This window comes from Shimia sp. R11_0 (assembly GCF_017744035.1).
GTDB lineage: Bacteria > Pseudomonadota > Alphaproteobacteria > Rhodobacterales > Rhodobacteraceae > Shimia > Shimia marina.
The window spans coordinates 63162-80679 of the sequence record NZ_JAGHQY010000008.1 but is presented as its reverse complement, the minus strand read 5'-3'; the positions used below and the strand labels follow the sequence as shown (position 1 = coordinate 80679).

At 58.8% G+C, this 17518-nt stretch carries 23 protein-coding genes and 1 riboswitch; of the genes, 7 read left to right on the top strand and 16 right to left on the bottom strand.

The window, feature by feature from the left end; translation table 11 throughout:
• The 3 genes from J7382_RS15960 to J7382_RS15950 form a co-directional block, all read right to left on the bottom strand.
• Entirely contained in the window at window positions 1-387 is a 387-nt protein-coding gene (locus tag J7382_RS15960; protein WP_209070010.1) for a hypothetical protein, read from the bottom strand.
• Window positions 380-964 carry an RNA polymerase sigma factor gene (locus J7382_RS15955; protein ID WP_209070009.1) on the bottom strand — a complete coding sequence of 195 codons (585 nt, stop codon included), beginning with the start codon at window positions 962-964 and terminating at the stop codon, window positions 380-382. Before J7382_RS15955 ends, J7382_RS15960 begins: the two co-directional genes overlap by 8 nt.
• An 80-nt stretch (window positions 965-1044) precedes the next feature.
• Complete coding sequence (locus tag J7382_RS15950; RefSeq protein ID WP_209070008.1) at window positions 1045-1638, bottom strand: EF-hand domain-containing protein; 594 nt, start codon at window positions 1636-1638, stop codon at window positions 1045-1047.
• Window positions 1639-1895: 257 nt separating this feature from the next.
• On the opposite strand from J7382_RS15950, the gene J7382_RS15945 reads away from it, so the two are divergent.
• Entirely contained in the window at window positions 1896-2276 is a 381-nt protein-coding gene (locus J7382_RS15945) for a DUF983 domain-containing protein (RefSeq protein ID WP_058240927.1), read from the top strand.
• 40 nt (window positions 2277-2316) lie between these two features.
• Complete coding sequence (locus J7382_RS15940; RefSeq protein WP_209070007.1) at window positions 2317-3024, top strand: NUDIX hydrolase; 708 nt, start codon at window positions 2317-2319, stop codon at window positions 3022-3024.
• 17 nt (window positions 3025-3041) lie between these two features.
• Here J7382_RS15940 and J7382_RS15935 read toward each other — a convergent pair whose 3' ends face one another.
• Window positions 3042-3944 (bottom strand): DMT family transporter, encoded by a 903-nt coding sequence (locus J7382_RS15935; protein WP_209070006.1) that lies wholly within the window; start codon window positions 3942-3944, stop codon window positions 3042-3044.
• Between the two features lie 91 nt (window positions 3945-4035).
• Window positions 4036-4239, bottom strand: a complete 204-nt coding sequence (locus tag J7382_RS15930) for a DUF2061 domain-containing protein (RefSeq protein WP_209070005.1) — start codon at window positions 4237-4239, stop codon at window positions 4036-4038.
• 111 nt (window positions 4240-4350) lie between these two features.
• Between J7382_RS15930 and J7382_RS15925 the strand changes: the two genes are divergently transcribed.
• Window positions 4351-5208 (top strand): helix-turn-helix transcriptional regulator, encoded by an 858-nt coding sequence (locus J7382_RS15925; RefSeq protein WP_209070004.1) that lies wholly within the window; start codon window positions 4351-4353, stop codon window positions 5206-5208.
• 13 nt (window positions 5209-5221) lie between these two features.
• Here J7382_RS15925 and J7382_RS15920 read toward each other — a convergent pair whose 3' ends face one another.
• The 5 genes from J7382_RS15920 to J7382_RS15900 all read right to left on the bottom strand — a co-directional run bounded on the left by J7382_RS15920 (window position 5222) and on the right by J7382_RS15900 (window position 9584).
• Window positions 5222-5575 carry a DUF5368 domain-containing protein gene (locus J7382_RS15920; RefSeq protein ID WP_209070003.1) on the bottom strand — a complete coding sequence of 118 codons (354 nt, stop codon included), beginning with the start codon at window positions 5573-5575 and terminating at the stop codon, window positions 5222-5224.
• Window positions 5576-5585: 10 nt separating this feature from the next.
• On the bottom strand, window positions 5586-6857 hold the full coding sequence (locus tag J7382_RS15915) for an FAD/NAD(P)-binding oxidoreductase (protein WP_209070104.1): 1272 nt from the start codon (window positions 6855-6857) through the stop codon (window positions 5586-5588).
• Window positions 6858-6995: 138 nt separating this feature from the next.
• Window positions 6996-7757 carry an SDR family oxidoreductase gene (locus J7382_RS15910; protein ID WP_209070002.1) on the bottom strand — a complete coding sequence of 254 codons (762 nt, stop codon included), beginning with the start codon at window positions 7755-7757 and terminating at the stop codon, window positions 6996-6998.
• Window positions 7754-9229 carry a carnitine 3-dehydrogenase gene (locus J7382_RS15905; RefSeq protein ID WP_209070001.1) on the bottom strand — a complete coding sequence of 492 codons (1476 nt, stop codon included), beginning with the start codon at window positions 9227-9229 and terminating at the stop codon, window positions 7754-7756. Before J7382_RS15905 ends, J7382_RS15910 begins: the two co-directional genes overlap by 4 nt.
• Before the next feature lie 16 nt (window positions 9230-9245).
• A complete protein-coding gene (locus J7382_RS15900; protein ID WP_209070000.1) occupies window positions 9246-9584 on the bottom strand; it encodes a hypothetical protein in 339 nt (112 codons plus the stop codon).
• A 211-nt stretch (window positions 9585-9795) separates the two neighbouring features.
• Here J7382_RS15900 and J7382_RS15895 point away from each other — a divergent pair, with 211 nt between their 5' ends.
• A complete protein-coding gene (locus J7382_RS15895; protein ID WP_209069999.1) occupies window positions 9796-10260 on the top strand; it encodes a DUF1203 domain-containing protein in 465 nt (154 codons plus the stop codon).
• A 220-nt stretch (window positions 10261-10480) separates the two neighbouring features.
• Here J7382_RS15895 and J7382_RS15890 read toward each other — a convergent pair whose 3' ends face one another.
• Entirely contained in the window at window positions 10481-11392 is a 912-nt protein-coding gene (locus J7382_RS15890) for a 3-keto-5-aminohexanoate cleavage protein (RefSeq protein ID WP_209069998.1), read from the bottom strand.
• 74 nt (window positions 11393-11466) lie between these two features.
• Here J7382_RS15890 and J7382_RS15885 point away from each other — a divergent pair, with 74 nt between their 5' ends.
• Window positions 11467-12441 carry a GlxA family transcriptional regulator gene (locus J7382_RS15885; RefSeq protein ID WP_209069997.1) on the top strand — a complete coding sequence of 325 codons (975 nt, stop codon included), beginning with the start codon at window positions 11467-11469 and terminating at the stop codon, window positions 12439-12441.
• 42 nt (window positions 12442-12483) lie between these two features.
• On the opposite strand, the gene J7382_RS15880 is transcribed toward J7382_RS15885, so the two are convergent.
• Genes J7382_RS15880 through cobO form a run of 5 tightly spaced genes read right to left on the bottom strand, consistent with a single transcriptional unit; the run spans window position 12484 to window position 15709 of the window.
• Window positions 12484-13932 carry a cobyric acid synthase gene (locus J7382_RS15880; protein WP_209069996.1) on the bottom strand — a complete coding sequence of 483 codons (1449 nt, stop codon included), beginning with the start codon at window positions 13930-13932 and terminating at the stop codon, window positions 12484-12486.
• Window position 13933: 1 nt separating this feature from the next.
• The gene (locus J7382_RS15875; RefSeq protein WP_209069995.1) at window positions 13934-14278 is read right to left on the bottom strand and encodes a Lin0512 family protein; all 345 of its coding nucleotides are present in this window, start codon (window positions 14276-14278) and stop codon (window positions 13934-13936) included.
• Window positions 14275-14622, bottom strand: a complete 348-nt coding sequence (locus J7382_RS15870; RefSeq protein ID WP_209069994.1) for a Lin0512 family protein — start codon at window positions 14620-14622, stop codon at window positions 14275-14277. Before J7382_RS15870 ends, J7382_RS15875 begins: the two co-directional genes overlap by 4 nt.
• Entirely contained in the window at window positions 14619-15089 is a 471-nt protein-coding gene (locus J7382_RS15865) for a metal-dependent hydrolase (RefSeq protein WP_209069993.1), read from the bottom strand. Before J7382_RS15865 ends, J7382_RS15870 begins: the two co-directional genes overlap by 4 nt.
• A gap of 2 nt (window positions 15090-15091) precedes the next feature.
• Window positions 15092-15709 (bottom strand): cob(I)yrinic acid a,c-diamide adenosyltransferase, encoded by a 618-nt coding sequence (gene cobO, locus J7382_RS15860; RefSeq protein ID WP_209069992.1) that lies wholly within the window; start codon window positions 15707-15709, stop codon window positions 15092-15094.
• A gap of 40 nt (window positions 15710-15749) precedes the next feature.
• Window positions 15750-15966, top strand: a riboswitch (cobalamin riboswitch).
• A 77-nt stretch (window positions 15967-16043) separates the two neighbouring features.
• Here cobO and J7382_RS15855 point away from each other — a divergent pair.
• Both J7382_RS15855 and cobW read left to right on the top strand, forming a co-directional pair.
• Window positions 16044-16424 (top strand): DUF1636 domain-containing protein, encoded by a 381-nt coding sequence (locus J7382_RS15855; RefSeq protein ID WP_209069991.1) that lies wholly within the window; start codon window positions 16044-16046, stop codon window positions 16422-16424.
• Window positions 16425-17516: a cobalamin biosynthesis protein CobW gene (gene cobW / locus J7382_RS15850; RefSeq protein WP_209069990.1), complete on the top strand. Its 1092-nt coding sequence runs from the start codon at window positions 16425-16427 to the stop codon at window positions 17514-17516.
• Window positions 17517-17518: the final 2 nt, after the last annotated feature.

The following is a 17518-nucleotide window of genomic DNA, read 5'->3' as shown; positions in this document are numbered from 1 at the left end:
TTATTCCTCCACGTCCAGTTCAAGGGCGTAGCTCACGTCCAGATCGGACAAATAGGTTTGGGCACCCGTCCCAGAAAGATCAAGGCCAAGCGTATTGGTCATCAGTGTAGAGCCCGACACCACGCCAATCCAAACACCGGCAACACCGGCCATAGCCACGCCGCTCAAAGAGCCCCATCCTCCCAAAGCGGACAGAATACCCTGCCAGAGACTGGGCATGCTGGCCTCGGCACAGGCCCCGGCATCATCGCGCGCCCAGGAGGCTTGCACTGCCTCGGCATCCGCCAGTACGCGCGCCATCAAATCCGGGTCGGGCGCCACACGCACGTCGGACCGTGCGGCAGCAAACAGATCGTTCAGCATGTCATCGTCAAACTTATCAGCCATCGGTATACCCCAGTGCCTCGCGCTGATCCGCCAAAGCGGCAGCCAGCGCCCGTTTTCCCCGTGCCGTCAGACTTTCCACAGCCTCAATGCTGATTGTCATAACCTCTGCAATCTCCGGATTGCTCAACCCCTGCAAATGGCGCAAGGCCACCGCCTCCCTTTGCCGCTCAGACAAAGTCGCCAAAGCCCTTTGTAGAGCCTCTGACCGCGCCTGATCCAGCATAGATTGCGCCGCCGTTTTGGCGTCATCCTCAGGCTCGGCAATCGCATCAAGCGCCACCCCCTTGGCTTTGCGCAACCGATCCGTACACAGATTGGCCGTGACGCGATATAACCATGTGGTGACCTTGGCTTCCCCTTGTCGCCACTCCGGTGCCTGGCGAAACAGGCGGATCATGGCCTCCTGCGCCACGTCCTCTGCCTCTGCCCGATCTCCCAACATGCGAAACGCATGCGAAAACACTCGAGGCGTCAGCCTCAGCGTCAGCGCGCGCGCCGCCGTGTCGTCCCCATTGGCATAAAGCACCAACAAGGTATCATCAGGGACATCATCCTGTTGATCGTAGGGCATCGTCATAGTCTCGATGGCTAGCGTCTCTTCATGCGGGTTGCAATCTCGGGCAACCGCTGCCGCCCGAGTTCTGCCTGTCTCAAGGATCAGTTGCTCTGCGTATCTGCCCCACGAACTTTGCTGCCACGTGCCTCTTTCGCGGCATCCCATTCCTCTTGGCTGATGGTGCCATCGCCATTGGTATCCAGCTTTTTGAACATCTCTGCCTTATGGGCCGCGCGCTTGCTCTGACGGTCTGCGGTGACAGCCTCATATTCTGCGGTGGAGATTTTTCCGTCACCATCCGTGTCAAACTTGCCAAGCATCTTGGCCTGACGCTCGGTACTGGGCATCATTTCCTCAGGGCTCAATGTGCCATCCCCATTCGCATCTTTGCGCGAAAACATCCGCTCCGCGCCTTTCACCATACGGTCTTTGCCGTTTGCTTCGGCATGCGCCTTGAGCTCTTCCAGCGTGAGGCCGCCATCTTTGTCCGCATCCATTGCGTCAAACCGTGCTTGTGCCTGTGCCGCCAGTTCCTCGGGGGTGACAAAGCCATCCGCATTTGTATCCAACTGCTCAAAGTTAAGCATGTGGCCCCGATGGTGGCGCATCTTGCCGCCTTCTTTCGCAGCAGCTCCCACCGCAGTCACGCCCAGGGCTGCAACAACAACGGCTCCGATGATCATAGTGCTCTTCATCTCAATACTCTCCTGGTTAAGGGCCGTTTCCGGCGCCGGCTCATCGCCTGTTCAGTGATCCTAAAACGCCCGCGCCCCGCAGTTCCGTCGCATTTTCTGCATCTTTTTTTCTAACCGGCTGAAAAGAGACAAAAAGAAATGCTACCGTGCCAATGCTGCCCAGCCGGATTTGCGACATCGCGACGCAAGTCCTTTTGACCTCTTTCATGTTTGCGCGAACGGGCACATCTTGGCGCAGCGAACAGCGAGGACCCGAAATGACCGATTCCACAGTGACCATCGAAGAAAGACCCATGAAACAGGCGCTTTTGCGCGGCTTTCGGTGCAAGTGCCCGAATTGCGGCGAAGGCCCGATGCTCAAAGGCTATCTGAAAGTGCGTGACCACTGCCCGGTCTGCAAAGAAGAATTTCACCACCACCGCGCCGATGATGGCCCGGCCTATCTGACCATTCTGATCGTGGGCCACCTTCTGGCACCGCTGCTTCATGTGGCCTTCGTGCATTGGCGCCCAGATCCTTGGATCCTTTTTACCGTTTTTGCGGTTGGCTGTGTCGGCCTCTCCCTCTACCTTCTCCCCAGAATGAAGGGGTGTGTGGTTGCGTTCCAATGGGCGCGCCGGATGCATGGGTTCGAATAAGACCCGGCACCACCCTGCGACGCGAGGGGAGCACATCACAATGAGCATCGACAAAACCGCCATTCGCAACGCCGCAACGGTGATTGTGGTGCGTGACCGCGACACCAACCCTGCCATCCTGATGGGACAGCGGGGAGCCAAAGCGGCGTTCATGCCCAACAAAGTGGTGTTCCCCGGCGGTGCCGTGGATCCCGGGGATGCCCACATCCCTCTGGCTGCCCCCATTTCGGACTTTTGCAGCACACGCCTGCTCGAGGATTTGCGCGCGGATACCGATGCCAGCATCCTCCCCGCGCTGGCCGCTGCGGCAATCCGGGAACTCTGGGAAGAAACCGGGCTCATTCTCGGCCGGCCTGGCACCTGGGAGGTTCCCCCCCCAGCAGATTGGGAAAGCTACGCCGCCACCGGCCATGTGCCCGATGCGCAGGCGCTGCAATTTGTCTTCCGCGCCATCACGCCTCCGGGCCGTCCGCGCCGCTTTGATGCGCGTTTCTTTCTGCTGGATGCAGAGGAGATTGCCAGCGATCTGGATGATTTCTCCGCCGCCTGCGAAGAGCTCTCCCACCTTCAGTGGATCCCCATCAAAGACGTGCGCGGCTTTGATCTGCCCTTCATCACCGAGGTGGTTCTGGCCGAAATCGAAGCCCGCATCACCGATCGCACACCACCCGAAGCGGTGCCCTTCTTTCGCAATGATGACGAAGAAAGCCTGTTCATGCGCCTACACGGCCGCACACAGGATCGCTGAACCGCGACAGGTCCGGTTCAGCCCAACAGGATCAGCGCCAAAATCGACGTGGCCAGCAGCCCCATCCCCAGATATTCCCGGCGGCTGATGGTTTCACGGAAGATCAACACCGTGCCCAAAATGCCAAAGACCAGTTCGATCTGCCCAACGGTTTTCACATAAGCCGCGTTTTGCAGCGTAAAGGCGGTAAACCAACAGAAGCTGCCCGCCATGCTGGTCACGCCAATGAAACTCGCGCTGCGCCAGGCCCCCAGCACACGGCGCACCTCTCCCGGCTCACGCAGCCTCAACCAAAGCCACATGCCCAGCATCTGCATCATGGTCACCGCCGCAAGGGTGATCAGCGCGCGCGCCATGGGCGCATCCACCGCCACCTGCAATGACGCCCCGCGATAACACACCGCAGAGACGCCAAAAAGCGCGCCAGCACTCAGGCCCAGCGCAGCGGAAGGCGTCAAAATCCGCCGCCAGCCCTGCTGCCCACCTTCAATCGGCCCGGACAGGATCAGCACGCCACAGACCCCCAGCACAATCGCCAACAACCCGGTCAGGCTCACACTTTCCCCAAGCACCAGCAAACCAACCAGCACCGTCAAAAGCACTTCGGTCTTGATGAAAGCCATGCCCACGGCAAAGTTGCGGCGCCCAAACAGCATGACAGTACAGACCGTCGCCGTAATCTGCGCTGCGCCGCCGACAATGCCATATCCCCAGAACGCCAGCGGCAAAGGCGGCAGGCTCACCTGCCCGCTCAGCACCAGCGCCAGCAAAAGCCCAAAGGCCAGCGGCGCAGAATAGACAAACCGCGCAAACGTGGCGCCAGCGGCCGAAAGCGACACCTGTGCCAGATGTTTCTGCAACATGAAGCGTACGGTCTGAGAACCCGCAGCGGCGAGAGAGGCAATGATCCAGAGGTCCATGCCGCCTTCATGCCCTGCGCCTTTGACATTGTCACGCCCCGTTCGTCCCCCGGCCCGTTCGTCCCTCAGTACGGCGATCTTAGACAGGCAATCACCCGCGTCGCCCCCAATGGATATTGGACCAGACCCGCTCATAAATCAGGTAACAGCCAAAACCGATCACCGTGTTGATCAGCGCCATCTTCCCCCCAAGGCTGGCCGAGCCCGTGGCCAGCAACCCCACCAAGGTCATGGACACAATGCCAATCACATTCCAGATCACAGCTTTCACAAGCGAGCGGCGGCGTGTTTCCATAAATTCAGCCCATATGTCTTTGGTTTTCACAAAAGCAGTAGCACCCCAAAGCATGTTGCGGCATTCTGGATATAATTAACAAAAATCTGCACTGAGGACATTTATCACCAAATGATAGAGAATATCGACAAACGCTTGCGCGCGGATCGGTTCCGCCAGCGCCTTGCCACGGCCATGCAGGACCGCGCCATGACACAGGCCGCGCTGGCACGTCATATTGGCGTGGATCGCTCCACCATAAGCCAGCTTTTGAAAGACAGCGGCGCGCGGCTGCCCAATGCACAGGTCGTGGGTGAATGTGCTGCGGCTCTGGGCGTGTCTGCCGACTGGCTGCTGTCGCTCACCGATCGCCCGGAAAACACCGCTGATATTCTGGCCAACGCGCTCACGGTGACCAAAGCGCCCCGCGCGCTGGTGGATGAACAGATCTTTGCCTGGCACAAAGAGGCGGCGGGCTACAAAATCCGCCATGTGCCAACGGGCCTGCCCGATATGCTCAAAATTGATGAGATGCTGGTCTGGGAATACTCCGCCCATCTGGGGCGCACCACGGAACAGGCCATCAATGCCTCCCGTGACCGTCTTGATTGGATGCGATCCTCGCCTTCAGATTACGAAATTGCCTTGCCGCGGCATGAGATCGAGGCCTTTGCACGCGGCGAAGGCTACTATGCAGGCCTGCCCGAAGAGATCCGTACGCGTCAGCTTGCACATTTCGCCACGCTCAGCGCTCAGCTCTATCCGCGCATGCGGCTCTATCTGTTCGATGCGCACCGGCTGTTCTCAAGCCCGATCACGGTCTTTGGTCCGCTCTTGGCTGTGCTCTATCTGGGGCGAAACTATCTGGCCTTTCGCGACACCGAACGGGTCACAAGCTTCACCGAGCATTTTGATGATCTGGTACGCCAGGCCGATATCCCGGCGCGCCAGTTTGCCGATCACGTCTCAGCCCTCAAAACCGGTGGCTGAGACCGCACCTCTCTTATTCGCTGGGACGCCGCACCAGAAGTGCCTCCAGCGTATAGACCAGAATGGCCAGACCGATGGCGCCCACGGCGGCCACCATCAACATGACAATCACATCAATGGGCCCGCCCAAATCGGCAAAGCTCGATTTTGTGGCCCATTGCACAAACAGCACCGCGCCCAGCGCCCCAAACGGCATGGACATCTGCGCCCAAAGGAACTTGCGCCAACTCACCGCACGATCCCGGATCAGCACAAAAAGATAGGCCAGCGTCACCACCACAGCAGCCAGCACCATGGCCCAGAAAAGTCCTTTGCCAAAGACTTCCTCAAACACCGCCCAAAGGGTTTCAAACGTCAGATCTTTCATTGCACCCTCCTCAGGCTTTGCCGCGCAGCATTGCATTGTAGGTCGCCTTCAGAGCCACCTCTTTCATCAACCAACTGATCCAAAGCTCTTCGAGCGGAGCAATCACTCCGGGGAAGCTAGGAACCAGATTGTCGTTATAGTCAAACTCGATCAGCATCGCACGCCCAACCCGCGTGATCAGCGGACAGGAAGTATAGCCGTGATAGCTGGTCTCTGCGGTATCTCCGGCAATCTGCGCCACCAGATGATCCTCCACAACAGGGACCTGCCATTTGACGGAGGCCGCCGTCTTGCCCTTGGGCACGCCCGCCACATCGCCCAGCGCAAAGACTTCGGAATAACGACGATGGCGCAGATTGTGTTTATCCACTTCAACCCAGCCCTGATCGACCCATTTATCCGCCCAGCTGAGGCCAGATTGACGCACCACATCTGGCGCACGCTGTGGCGGGATCACATGCAGATAGTCATAGTCTCGCTCAACGCGTCCCTCTGGCGTGTCAAAAATCGCACGCTTCGCGCCGGGTTCAATGGCGCGCAGCACATGCGCGTATTGCGCATCAATGCCCCTATCTCCAAACAGCATGCGCACTTTCTCTGCCACAATCGGCACCCCAAACAGGCTGTTGTTGTTGGCGGCATAAGTGAGGTCCATTTTGCCTCGGGTGCCGGCATCCCGCGCAATGTCGTCAATCAGAAACGTATGTTTGAGCGGCGCACCGGCGCATTTCATTTCGGTGGCTGGCCGCGTGAAAATCCCGACGCCGCCCTGCTCCACAAAAGCGGAAGCCGCCTGCCATGTACGTGCCGCATACTGTGGCCCCGCGTAAAGCGCGCCAATCCCGTCTTTGCCCACGAGGTCCAACGAAAAGCCTTCAATCGCCGCATGATCCAGCGTGAGCCCGGTGGCCACGATCAAATAGTCATAGGTCAGCGTCTCACCACCCTGTAGGCGCAGCTTGCGCGCTTCCGGGTCGATTTCCGCCGCCCAGTCCGCCTTCAGCGTGACACCCTTGGGCAACCAATCCGTGGTTTGACTCACGGAATAGCTGGCAGGTTTGAGCCCGGCGGCAATCAGACTGAAACCGGGCTGATACCAATGCTCAGCCCGCCCATCCACAATCGTGATCTGCGCCCCATCCAGCCGTTCTGTCAAGCGGTTGGCCAGCGCGGCACCTGCCGCACCCGCACCCAAAATAACGATATGCGCCTTGGTTTGAACCTGCGCCCGCGCCGCGCGCGCGCCGCCGGATACAGCCACGGCTCCCGCACCCGCCGCCATGCTCAAAAACGCGCGACGACTGTGCGCCTCCTTCAAAATGTCTCTCAAGTCTTTGTCTCCCTAAACATATTCCATTAATGGAATGGGATTCAAAAGATGACTTTGACTTAGATCAATTGAAGACCGCAGCGCGCGCCTCTAGAGTTGAGGGTCCGGGTTGATGGTAAACCCATCCACCGCAATCACCTGCCCGCTGATCATCCGCGCCTTGTCAGACGCCAGAAACGCGGCCATATCCGCAACATCCCGGCCTTCCACAAACGCCCCCAGCGCCGTGCCAGAGGCATAGCCCTCATAGACCTGATCGCGCGTCATGCCCTTGGCCGCCGCTTCCCGCGCCAGCACGCCTTCCATGCGCGGCCCTTCCACCGCACCGGGGCAGATCACATTCGCCCGCACCCCATGCGGCCCCAGTTCCATCGCCAGCGTCTTGGTCAATCCAATTACCGCCCATTTGGCCGCCGCATAGGGCGCACGATAGGGATAGCCATATTGCCCCGCCGTAGAGCTGGTGACCACAATCGCACCCCGGCCCGCCGCCTTCATCATCGGCGCCGCATATTTTGCCGCCAGAAACGCCCCTTCCAGATTGACCGCCACACAGGCCTGCCAGTCCTGCAGATTTATATCCTCCACTGCCGCAGTAGGCCCAGCAACACCGGCATTTGCGCAAAGCGCATCCAAACCGCCCCAAGTCGCGCCAATCTCAGAAAATAACGCAGAAACAGCGTCTTCGTCGGTGACGCTCATCTCAGTTTTGCGCCAATTCTGAGGCGCGGCAGCTAAGGCCGCACCATCCACATCTGCAATCCACACCTGCCAGCCATCACGCGCAAAAGCCTCCGCCATGGCAAAGCCAACCCCAGAGGCCCCCGCTGTGATCAGAACCCGCCCACTCATCGCGGCTGCCCTACATAGCGCCCAGCACCTTCTGGGGCAGGCAGCTCCGCCTGCGCGTCACAGATCATCTTCAGATTGGCCGCGATCTCTGCGCTAAACGGCGCAGGACGGCGGGTCTCAAGGCTCACATGGATCAGAATATGCTCCCCCGTCGCCAGGAGTTTCTCCCCGGCATACATCTCATGCCAAACATGCATCTTCTTGCCTTCGCCCATCAGCACGCGGGTGCGCACCTCAATCACGCTGCCCAAATGGGTCTCGTCAATATGCCGGATATGGGTCTCCGCGGTGAAGAAGCTCCCGCCTGTGGCGATATAGGCCTGATCACAACCAATGATCTCCATCAGCCGGTCAGTGGCATCGGCAAAAGCATGCAGATAGCGGCTCTCGGTCATATGCCCGTTGTAATCCAGCCAGTCGATCGGCACCGCCCGACGCACCGTTACAATCGGCTGCCTCGGGTCCGCAATCTCACTCGCCTTGCGCACCATGCCCGCCTCGGCAGAGAGCTTTGCGTCATGTTTGTTCAGCACCACGCCAGAGGCAAAGTCCTGCGCTTTCAAGGCCCGCATCATCGACACAAGGTTGTTGTCGCGAATGCGCTCCATCTCGCGAATGCTCATATGGCCAGACTGTTCATCAGACTGCCCTGCGATCAGATCCACCAACTCTTCGGTGAACTCCGGCACATCCATCAGCTTGGTCCAAGGCCATTCCAAAGCGGGGCCAAACTGCGCCATGAAATGCTTCATCCCAGCCTCACCGCCCGCCACGCGATAGGTGTCAAACAGCCCCATCTGCGCCCAGCGAATGCCAAAGCCCATGCGGATCGCCTCATCAATCTCCTCGGTGGTGGCAATCCCGTCTTTCACCAGCCAAAGCGCCTCACGCCACACCGCCTCAAGGAAGCGATCCGCAATATGGGCATCAATCTCCTTGCGCACATGCAGCGGGAACATGCCCACACCGGTCAGGATCTCCTTCACCCGCGCCACCATCTCTGGTGGGTTTTTCTCGGTGGGCACCACTTCAACCAGCGGCATCAGATAGACCGGATTAAACGGATGGGTCACCACAATCTGCGCAGGCCGCGAGGCGCAGCCCTGCAATTCGCTCGGCTTAAACCCACTGGTGGAGCTGCCAATGATGGCGTCCTCGTCGCAATGCTCCTGCAGCGTCTGATATACCTTCCGCTTCAGCTCCAGCCGCTCCGGTACGCTCTCCTGAATCCAAGCCGCACCGTCCACAGCCTCTGACATGGTCTCATGAAAGGTGAGCGCCCCCTCGGCAGGCAAGGCCGTGTCGCTCAACCCCGGCAGGCTCACCCGCGCATTGGCAATCACCTCACCAATCTTGCGCTCCGCCTCCGGGTCCGGGTCAAACACCCGCACATCCCAGCCATTGAGCAAAAACCGCGCGGCCCATCCGCCGCCAATAACCCCGCCGCCAATGACCGCTGCTGTCTTTGTCATGTCATGTTCCAGTTCATTAGTTGAGCCCAAATAGAGCGATTACAAATAATGCTGCGCCCCCAAAGAAAGCAGCTGTCACTGTTTGTCGTTCTGAAAAACGCCTGCGCGCCACCAGCGTGGCCACCACTACAAGCGCCGTGATTGCCCCGCACCAGATCAACATCCCCGCTGCGAGGATGACCTGATCGCCCACAGCCACTTCAGGCGCAGTCGCCCAGGACGCGATGCCCAGAGAAGCCCCAATCATTAGCGCAGCCCCCAATAGGCCTTTCCACCACGCCGCATCATATTGAAGGTAGCTCACCAAGGCGGACATCGCGCCGATCAAAAATGCCATAGTTAGGATAAAAAACATGGAGGTCTTTCCGGAAGTCTGTTTGCAAATGAAGTCAGGTAGACCCGAGTCATCCGGGCAATACAATAGTTTCCATTTGGCTTATGAGATGGTGTTCTCTGTTTGAAGCTCAGTGCCTTGCCCCTCATCGCCATCCCACGTCTTTTCCGCATGATCCGGGTCGCTGCATCTCAGGGTGCCCCATAGTCTCCCGTCCAAAAGGAGACACATTATGACTATTCAATTTCACCCGCTTCCCAGAGCCACCGTGGCCGCAATTCGCGACAGCCGCATCGATTCCTACGGTAACCCTGTCGAGCACGCGATCTGTGACGGTCCCGGACATCCCTGCCGGTCCTGTCTTACTGAAACCGCCGCTGGGCAGCCGTTCCTCACACTGGCCCACCGCCCCTTTAAAGGGCAGAATGCCTTTACCGAAACCGGCCCGATCTATCTCTGTGAGAGCTGCGCAGGCACGCTGCCAAGCGCCGCCCTTCCGGCGATCCTGAGCGCGCCCAGCCATATTGTCCGCGGCTACAGTTCTGATGAGCGCATTGTCTACGGCACCGGCCAGATCACCCCGACAGCAGAGATCAGCGCCTACGCCGCCAGCCTGCTTGCGCGGGACGACATCGCCTTTGTCGATGTGCGCAGCGCCTCCAACAACTGCTTCCTGTGCCGGATCAAACCCGCCTGAAACCCGCCGCTCTGCCGCGCGCAAAAAAGGCCGCGCAACGGCCTTTCTTAACCATTGCACCGCCGACTCAAGGGCCGTTTTTGGCACCGACGCAATACCGTAGGGATACCGACGCAATACCGACGTGTTGTGTTTTTGGCCAAACAGCGCGCGGTGGGCCCAAAAGCCAGCAAAGCTTACCCCGCCGCGCGCAGCTGTTGCGCCGCACTCCTGCAAGGCCTCAGCCCTTCGGCGCGCGTTTCACCAAGCCAAGCTTTTCGCGCACTTCCGCCGGGCCAATCACTCGCGCGCCCATGTTCTCAATGATCGTGCCCGCACGCTCCACAAGCTGCCAGTTTTCCGCCAGCACCCCTTTGTCGAGCCACAGGTTGTCCTCCAGCCCCACGCGCACATTGCCACCCGCCAGCACCGCAGCCGCGACATAGGCCATCTGATTGCGACCCAGAGAAAACGCGCTAAACGTCCAGTCGTCCGGCACATTGTTGACCATCGCCATAAAGGTGTTGAGATCATCCGGTGCGCCCCACGGCACGCCCATGCAGAGCTGCACAAGCGCATTGGGCTCCAGCACGCCATCTTTGACCAGCTGTTTGGCATACCAAAGATGCCCAGTGTCAAAGGCCTCAATCTCGGGCTTAACCCCCAGATCTGTCATCATTTTTCCCATCGCCGTCAGCATGCCCGGTGTGTTGGTCATCACATAGTCGGCCTCGGCAAAGTTCATCGTGCCGCAATCCAATGTGCAGATCTCCGGCAGGCATTCCGCCACATGCGCCACCCGCTCGGTGGCCCCCACCATATCGGTGCCCGCCACGGTGGGCAGCGGGGTCTCCACACCGCCAAACACCATGTCACCGCCCATGCCGGCGGTCAGGTTCAACACCATATCGACTTCGCTGTCGCGGATGCGGTCTGTCACCTCGCGATAAAGCCCCAAATCGCGGCTCGGCGCACCGGTGTCCGGGTCACGCACATGGCAATGCACCACCGCCGCGCCTGCTTTCGCTGCGGCAATCGCACTCTCGGCAATCTGCTTGGGGCTACGCGGCACATGCGGGCTGCGATCCTGCGTTCCGCCCGATCCGGTTACGGCACAGGTGATGAAAACCTCACGATTCATTTGCAGCGGCATGGTGATTCCTTTCTGACATCTGACCCAACTGTACCCCGCTTGCCACGCAACAGTTTTCACTTTACGCAAATGATATGTCAAAATCCGCAGAACCCAATATTTTTCATCCCAACCCAGCGCCGCTGAATACTGCCATTCTGGTCTTGGATGACTGCAACACGCTGAGCTTTGCCGCCACAGTAGACCCGATGCGCGCCGCCAACCGCCGCGCCGGAAAAACGGTATTTCGCTGGCAGTTCTACACCGCCACAGAAGCCCCGGCGACGTTGACAAGTGGATTGCAGATCAACGGCTTAGCCATCGAACAGCTGCTCTCCTGCGATCTGCTTCTGGTGGTTGCGGGCTTTCGTCTCAAAGAGCAAGCCACGCCGCGCCTGCTCGCCTCATTGCGCCGCCTCTATGCCAGCGGTGCCACCATCGCCGCCATCGACGGCGGCCCTTGGTTTCTTGCGCAGGCCGGGCTTCTGGACGGCCACACCGCCACCACACACTGGGAAGACATAGAGGAATTCTCCATTAAATTTCCGAATGTTACCACAATTCGTGATCGCTTCTGCCTCTCCGGCCGCTTCGCCACATCCGGCGGCGCCAGCCCCTGTATCGACATGATGCTCTACCTGATCGAAACCCGCTACGGTGCCGATCTGGCCCGCCGTGTCAGCAGTGCCTTTCTCTATGATCCAATGCCCGCCAGCGCCCAGCGCCCGATCTCTTTGCCACGCGCCATCCACCACCACCCTCAGATGACCAAGGCGCTGGACATAATGAGCCAATCCCTTGATGCACCAAAGAAAATCACCGAAATCGCTCAGCTTCTGGGTCTCTCCACACGCACATTGGAACTGACGTTCCAATCCCATCTTCAGGCCACACCACAAGCCGTCTACCTACGCATGCGACTGGAAGAGGCCCTGCGCCTGGCCACGGACACCACCCTTCCTGTCCGCGACATCGCCCTGCTGACCGGGTTTTCCAGCCCCACAAGCTTCGCCCGCGCCTTCAAATCTGCCCACGGCACGTCCGTGCGCGCCCTAAGAAAAGACCTCTAAACCCTTCATTTGACTGTAAATATCCCCGCCGGAGGCAAGAAGTTATCGAGCCACACCCAGCAAAGCCTCCACATTCAGATGGCGCTCCATATGCGCCGCCAGATCGTCCAAAACAGCCTCCACTGTGGAGTCATATCCAACCTGTCCCGCTTCTGCCCCAAGTGCAGACAGCCAAGCCGCGCGGAACCCGTCATCGCGAAACATCCCATGCAGATAGCTGCCGCTGATCCGCCCATTCGCAGACACCGCCCCTTCATCACGCCCAGCCACCCGCGCAAAGGGGCGCGCACGGTCCTCTCCATCGGTTCGTCCTATGTGGATTTCATAGCCACAAAAGCTCTGCCCGGAGGCCACATGCACTGCCTCTGTTTCGGTCAGCCGCTTGTCCGCTGTCATCTCCGTGACCACATTTAAGAGCCCCAGCCCTTCGGTCTCCCCTGTAGGCCCCTCAATCCCATCCGGATCCCGCACAGAAACGCCAAGCATTTGATATCCTCCACAAATCCCAAGCACATGCCCGCCACGACGCACATGCGCGGCAAGATCAATATCCCACCCCTGCGCACGCAGAAACGCCAGATCACCACGGGTGGATTTGCTGCCCGGAATGATCACCACATCGGCATCGCCGGGGATCGGCGCGCCTGCGCGCAGCATGGTCAGCGACACGCCGGGTTCCTGTGCCAGCGGGTCAAGATCGTCAAAATTGGCAATCCGCGACAGGCCAAGGCACACCACCTTCAGCCCCCCGTCGCGCTTGGCATTTTTGATGTCCAGCGCATCTTCTGCGGGCAGTTTCCACGCATCCCCAAAATAGGGCAACACGCCGAACCCAGACCATCCAGTACGTTCTTTGATGAAGTCATAGCCGTCATCAAACAAACTGGGATCGCCCCGAAATTTGTTGATCATAAACCCGGCAACCTTGACGGCATCTTCCTCAGAGATCACCGCCTGCGTGCCAATGACCTGTGCAATCACGCCGCCCCGGTCGATGTCTCCGGCCAGCACAACAGGCACATCTGCAGCCTGCGCAAAGCCCATATTGGCAATGTCTCCCCGGCGCAGGTTCACCTCTGCCGGGCTGCCTGCCCCCTCCACAATCACCAGATCGTTTTTAGATTTCAAGCGGTTGAAGCTTTCAAGCACCGCCTCCATCAACTGCGGTTTCAGCTTGGCGTAGTCTCGCGCCTTTGCCGTGGTCAGCCGTTTGCCCTGCACCACAACCTGAGCGCCCACATCTGTCTCTGGCTTCAGCAGAACCGGATTCATATCCACCGTCAGCGCCTTACAACAGGCCATCGCTTGCAGCGCCTGCGCCCGCCCGATCTCCCCGCCATCAGAGGTCACCGCCGCATTGTTGGACATGTTCTGTGGCTTAAACGGTGCCACCGACAGCCCGCGTTTCACCGCAGCCCGACACAGCCCCGCGACCAGCATGGACTTACCAACATTGGAGCCAGTGCCTTGAATCATAAGCGCTTTGCTCATGTCACACCTGCTTGGGCAAAAACGCTTCCACCGCCGCCGAGGCGATGACCAGCACATTGCCATCATCTGGATTGGTCACATTCATCCCACCAAACACGGCCTTCACTTCGGCCCGGCCGCGCGGCAGTTTTTCCACAAGCGCGGCGCAATCCACTTGCTCTGGCGCTTGCACGCCCACGGTCACCTGCACCCGCATCTCTTTGGGATCCTTGCCCAAAGCCGCAAACAGCGGAATCGACGAATGCCGAATGGCATCCTCAATCGCCCGCGCAGCCGCTTTTGTGTAGTCTTGGCCGTATTGGTCGTTGCCCATGCCCATTTCGATGATGAAACGCTGCTCGCTCATGCCACATCCTCCACATCAAGCGCCACGGAAATGGCGACATTGGCCATCACGGTCGGATTGCCGCCATCCGTGCGCGGCACATCCAGCCCACCTTTCACCGCCTTTACAGTGACTTGGCCATAAGGAAAGATCGCCGCGATCACCTCTGTGTCGAGCTGTTCCGGCTGCTGCACCGCGACCTCAACAGTGATGATCATCTCCGATTTGTCTTTGCCAAACAGCTCTGCGAGGTTGATCGAATTGTGCCACAACGCATCTTTCACCGCGCGACTTGCCGCCTCGGTATAATCCTGACGGCGCAGCGAAGTCCCCATGCCAAATTCGGTCAGAAGGCGTTTTATCATTCTGATTTTCCTTTAAAAGTTGACCGTAAATACACTGCCACAGCAACAAGCACGATCAGACATTCCACCTTAAACGTCCAATGAGCCATGAAGGATTTTATCCAATGACCCTGCGTCGCCTGCACCGTCACAAGCGTCGTCGCTCCCTCAAAAAACGGCCAGCCCCAGCTTACCTTACCAGCAATACTATCAAGCATCAGATGGAACAGTGCGCCACACCCCACCGCGATCAGAAACGGGCGCCGGAGTAGAAGCCCAAACAAGAGCAAACCCGCCCAAAGTATCGGCCTGTGGGTCAGGTAGTCGTGATGATGTGTGCTTTGGCTATCCACAAAAAAGAACCAGAGCATGTCAAAATCCGGCGCGATACTGCCCAGCAAAATGCCCCAGAAAACCGCTTTTGACGCGCCAGCACCCTGCGCTCCCTTGGCCGCAAGATATCCTGCGGGGAGATGCGCGATCAGCACTGCTAGAACTCCACCCCCGCCTGCGCTTTGATGCCATCGCGGAAGGGGTGTTTCAGCAAAGTCATCTCGGTGACCAGATCAGCGGCCTCAATCAGCTCCGGCTTGGCGTTGCGCCCGGTCAAAAGAACGTGAGTCATCGCAGGCTTTTCACTCAGTAGAAAATCCACAACATCATCGATGTTCAGATAATCATTGCGCAGCGCGATGTTGATTTCATCCAGCATCACGAAGCGGTTCTTGGGATCTCGGATCAGCTCTTTGGCCAGCTCCCAGCCGGCCTCTGCTTTGGCAATATCACGCTCGCGATCTTGCGTCTCCCAGGTAAAACCTTCCCCTGACACATGAAATTTGACTTCTTCAGGGAAATGCTCTTCCAGAAAGGCCCGTTCGCCAGTAGCCATCGCGCCTTTGATGAACTGCACCACGGCCACAGGCATGTCATGGGCGATACAGCGCATGATCATGCCAAATCCCGAAGAGCTTTTGCCTTTTCCGGGTCCCGTGTGCACGATGATCAAGCCTTTTTCTTCGGTCTTGGTGGCCATCATACGGTCTCGTGCCGCTTTGATTTTTGCCATCTTGGCCTTGTGACGCTCGTTCTGATCCGTGTTTTCAGACATGCTGCCTCTCCGTTCGCGCTTGACACAGCCGCGATCATTGCCCATTCGGAATGTCGCTGGTTTCTGCTCGTTTTGAGCAGGTGAAAAGGGAATGTGAAACGGGCCTGACGTCAAGGCCCAAAGCGCAGCCGCCCCCGCGACCGTGACCGGAAAGGTCCGCCACAGCCACTGGAGCACTCCGGGAAGGCCGGCGGCCCGTCAGGGCATGTCCCTGAAATCCGCAAGCCGGGAGACCTGCCAGCGGAAATGACATGAACCGGACGGGGTGTTTCGGTGTCGGGCTCTGAAGAAAGGTGTCCCGTGTGCCCCCGTTCCTGAAAAGGGACTGATGACCATGGCTGATGCAACCGCTCCAGTCGAACTGCTTGTCTGCACCACCTGCCGTGCGGGACAGCCGACAGATGTGGAAGGGCCGCGCCCCGGCACACAACTGTTTGAGGCTTTGGGAACAAGTGAGCTGCCGGACAATGTGACATTGCGCGGCGTTGAATGTTTTTCCAACTGCAATCAAGGCTGCTCCATCACTCTGCGCGGTGGCGCGGATCGCTGGACCTATATCTACGGCAACTTTACCGGCGCAGAGGATGTGGCGCTTGTCGCAGAAGGCGTGACGAAATACGCAGCCACCGCTGACGGTCTCGTACCTTGGCGCGAACGCTCCACACACTTCCGCAAAAACTGCATTGCACGCATTCCCCCACTGGAGACCACCTAAATGAGCTCGCTTGAGAAACTTCCCGTCACCGTCATCACCGGCTTTCTTGGGTCTGGTAAAACCACGCTTGTGCGGGAGTTGATGCAAAACCCGCAGGGCAAGCGCCTTGCCGTCATCGTCAATGAATTTGGCGATGTTGGTGTCGACGGAGAGATCCTGAAATCCTGCGCCATCCCGGATTGCCCTGCTGAAAACATTCTGGAACTGGCCAATGGGTGCATCTGCTGCACCGTGGCGGATGATTTCATTCCGACCATCGAAGCCCTGATGGCACTGGAGCCGCGCCCAGAGCATATTCTGATCGAGACCTCTGGTCTGGCGCTGCCCAAACCCCTGCTCAAAGCTTTTGACTGGCCCGATATCCGCTCCAAAATCACCGTGGACGGTGTGATTGCGCTGGCCGATGCTGAAGCGGTTGCAGATGGTCGGTTTGCAAGCAATGTCGCCGCGGTGGATGCTCAGCGTGAGGCAGATGAAGGTCTGGACCACGAAACGCCCCTGTCTGAAGTGTTTCAGGATCAGATCAACTGCGCTGACATCGTGCTTTTGACCAAACCGGATCTTGCTGGCCCGGAAGGCACGGCCAAGGCGAAAGACATCGTTTTGAAAGCCGCGCCGCGCACCCTGCCTGTGGTGGAAGTGGCAGAAGGCGTGGTGGATCCACGCGTGATTCTGGGATTGGAAGCAGCCGCGGAGGATGACATCGACGCGCGCCCGTCACACCACGAAGACCATCATCACCATCACGACCATGACCATGAGCACGACGATGAGCATCACCATCATGATCACGACCACGATCATGACGCGTTCAACAGCATTGTCGTGGATGTACCTGAGCAGTCTGATCCGGCCACATTTGCCGCCAAAATCGAAAAAATGGCCAAAGATCAGAATATCTTGCGTGTGAAAGGCTATGCGGCGGTTGCCGGCAAACCCATGCGCCTGCTGGTACAGGCGGTTGGCGCACGTGTACGGCATCAGTATGATCGTCCTTGGAAACCAGAGGAAGGTCGTCAGGGGCGCATGGTCGTGATTGCGGAACAGGGTGACGTAAATGTCGAAGCGATCCGCGCAGCTCTGATAGACTAAAC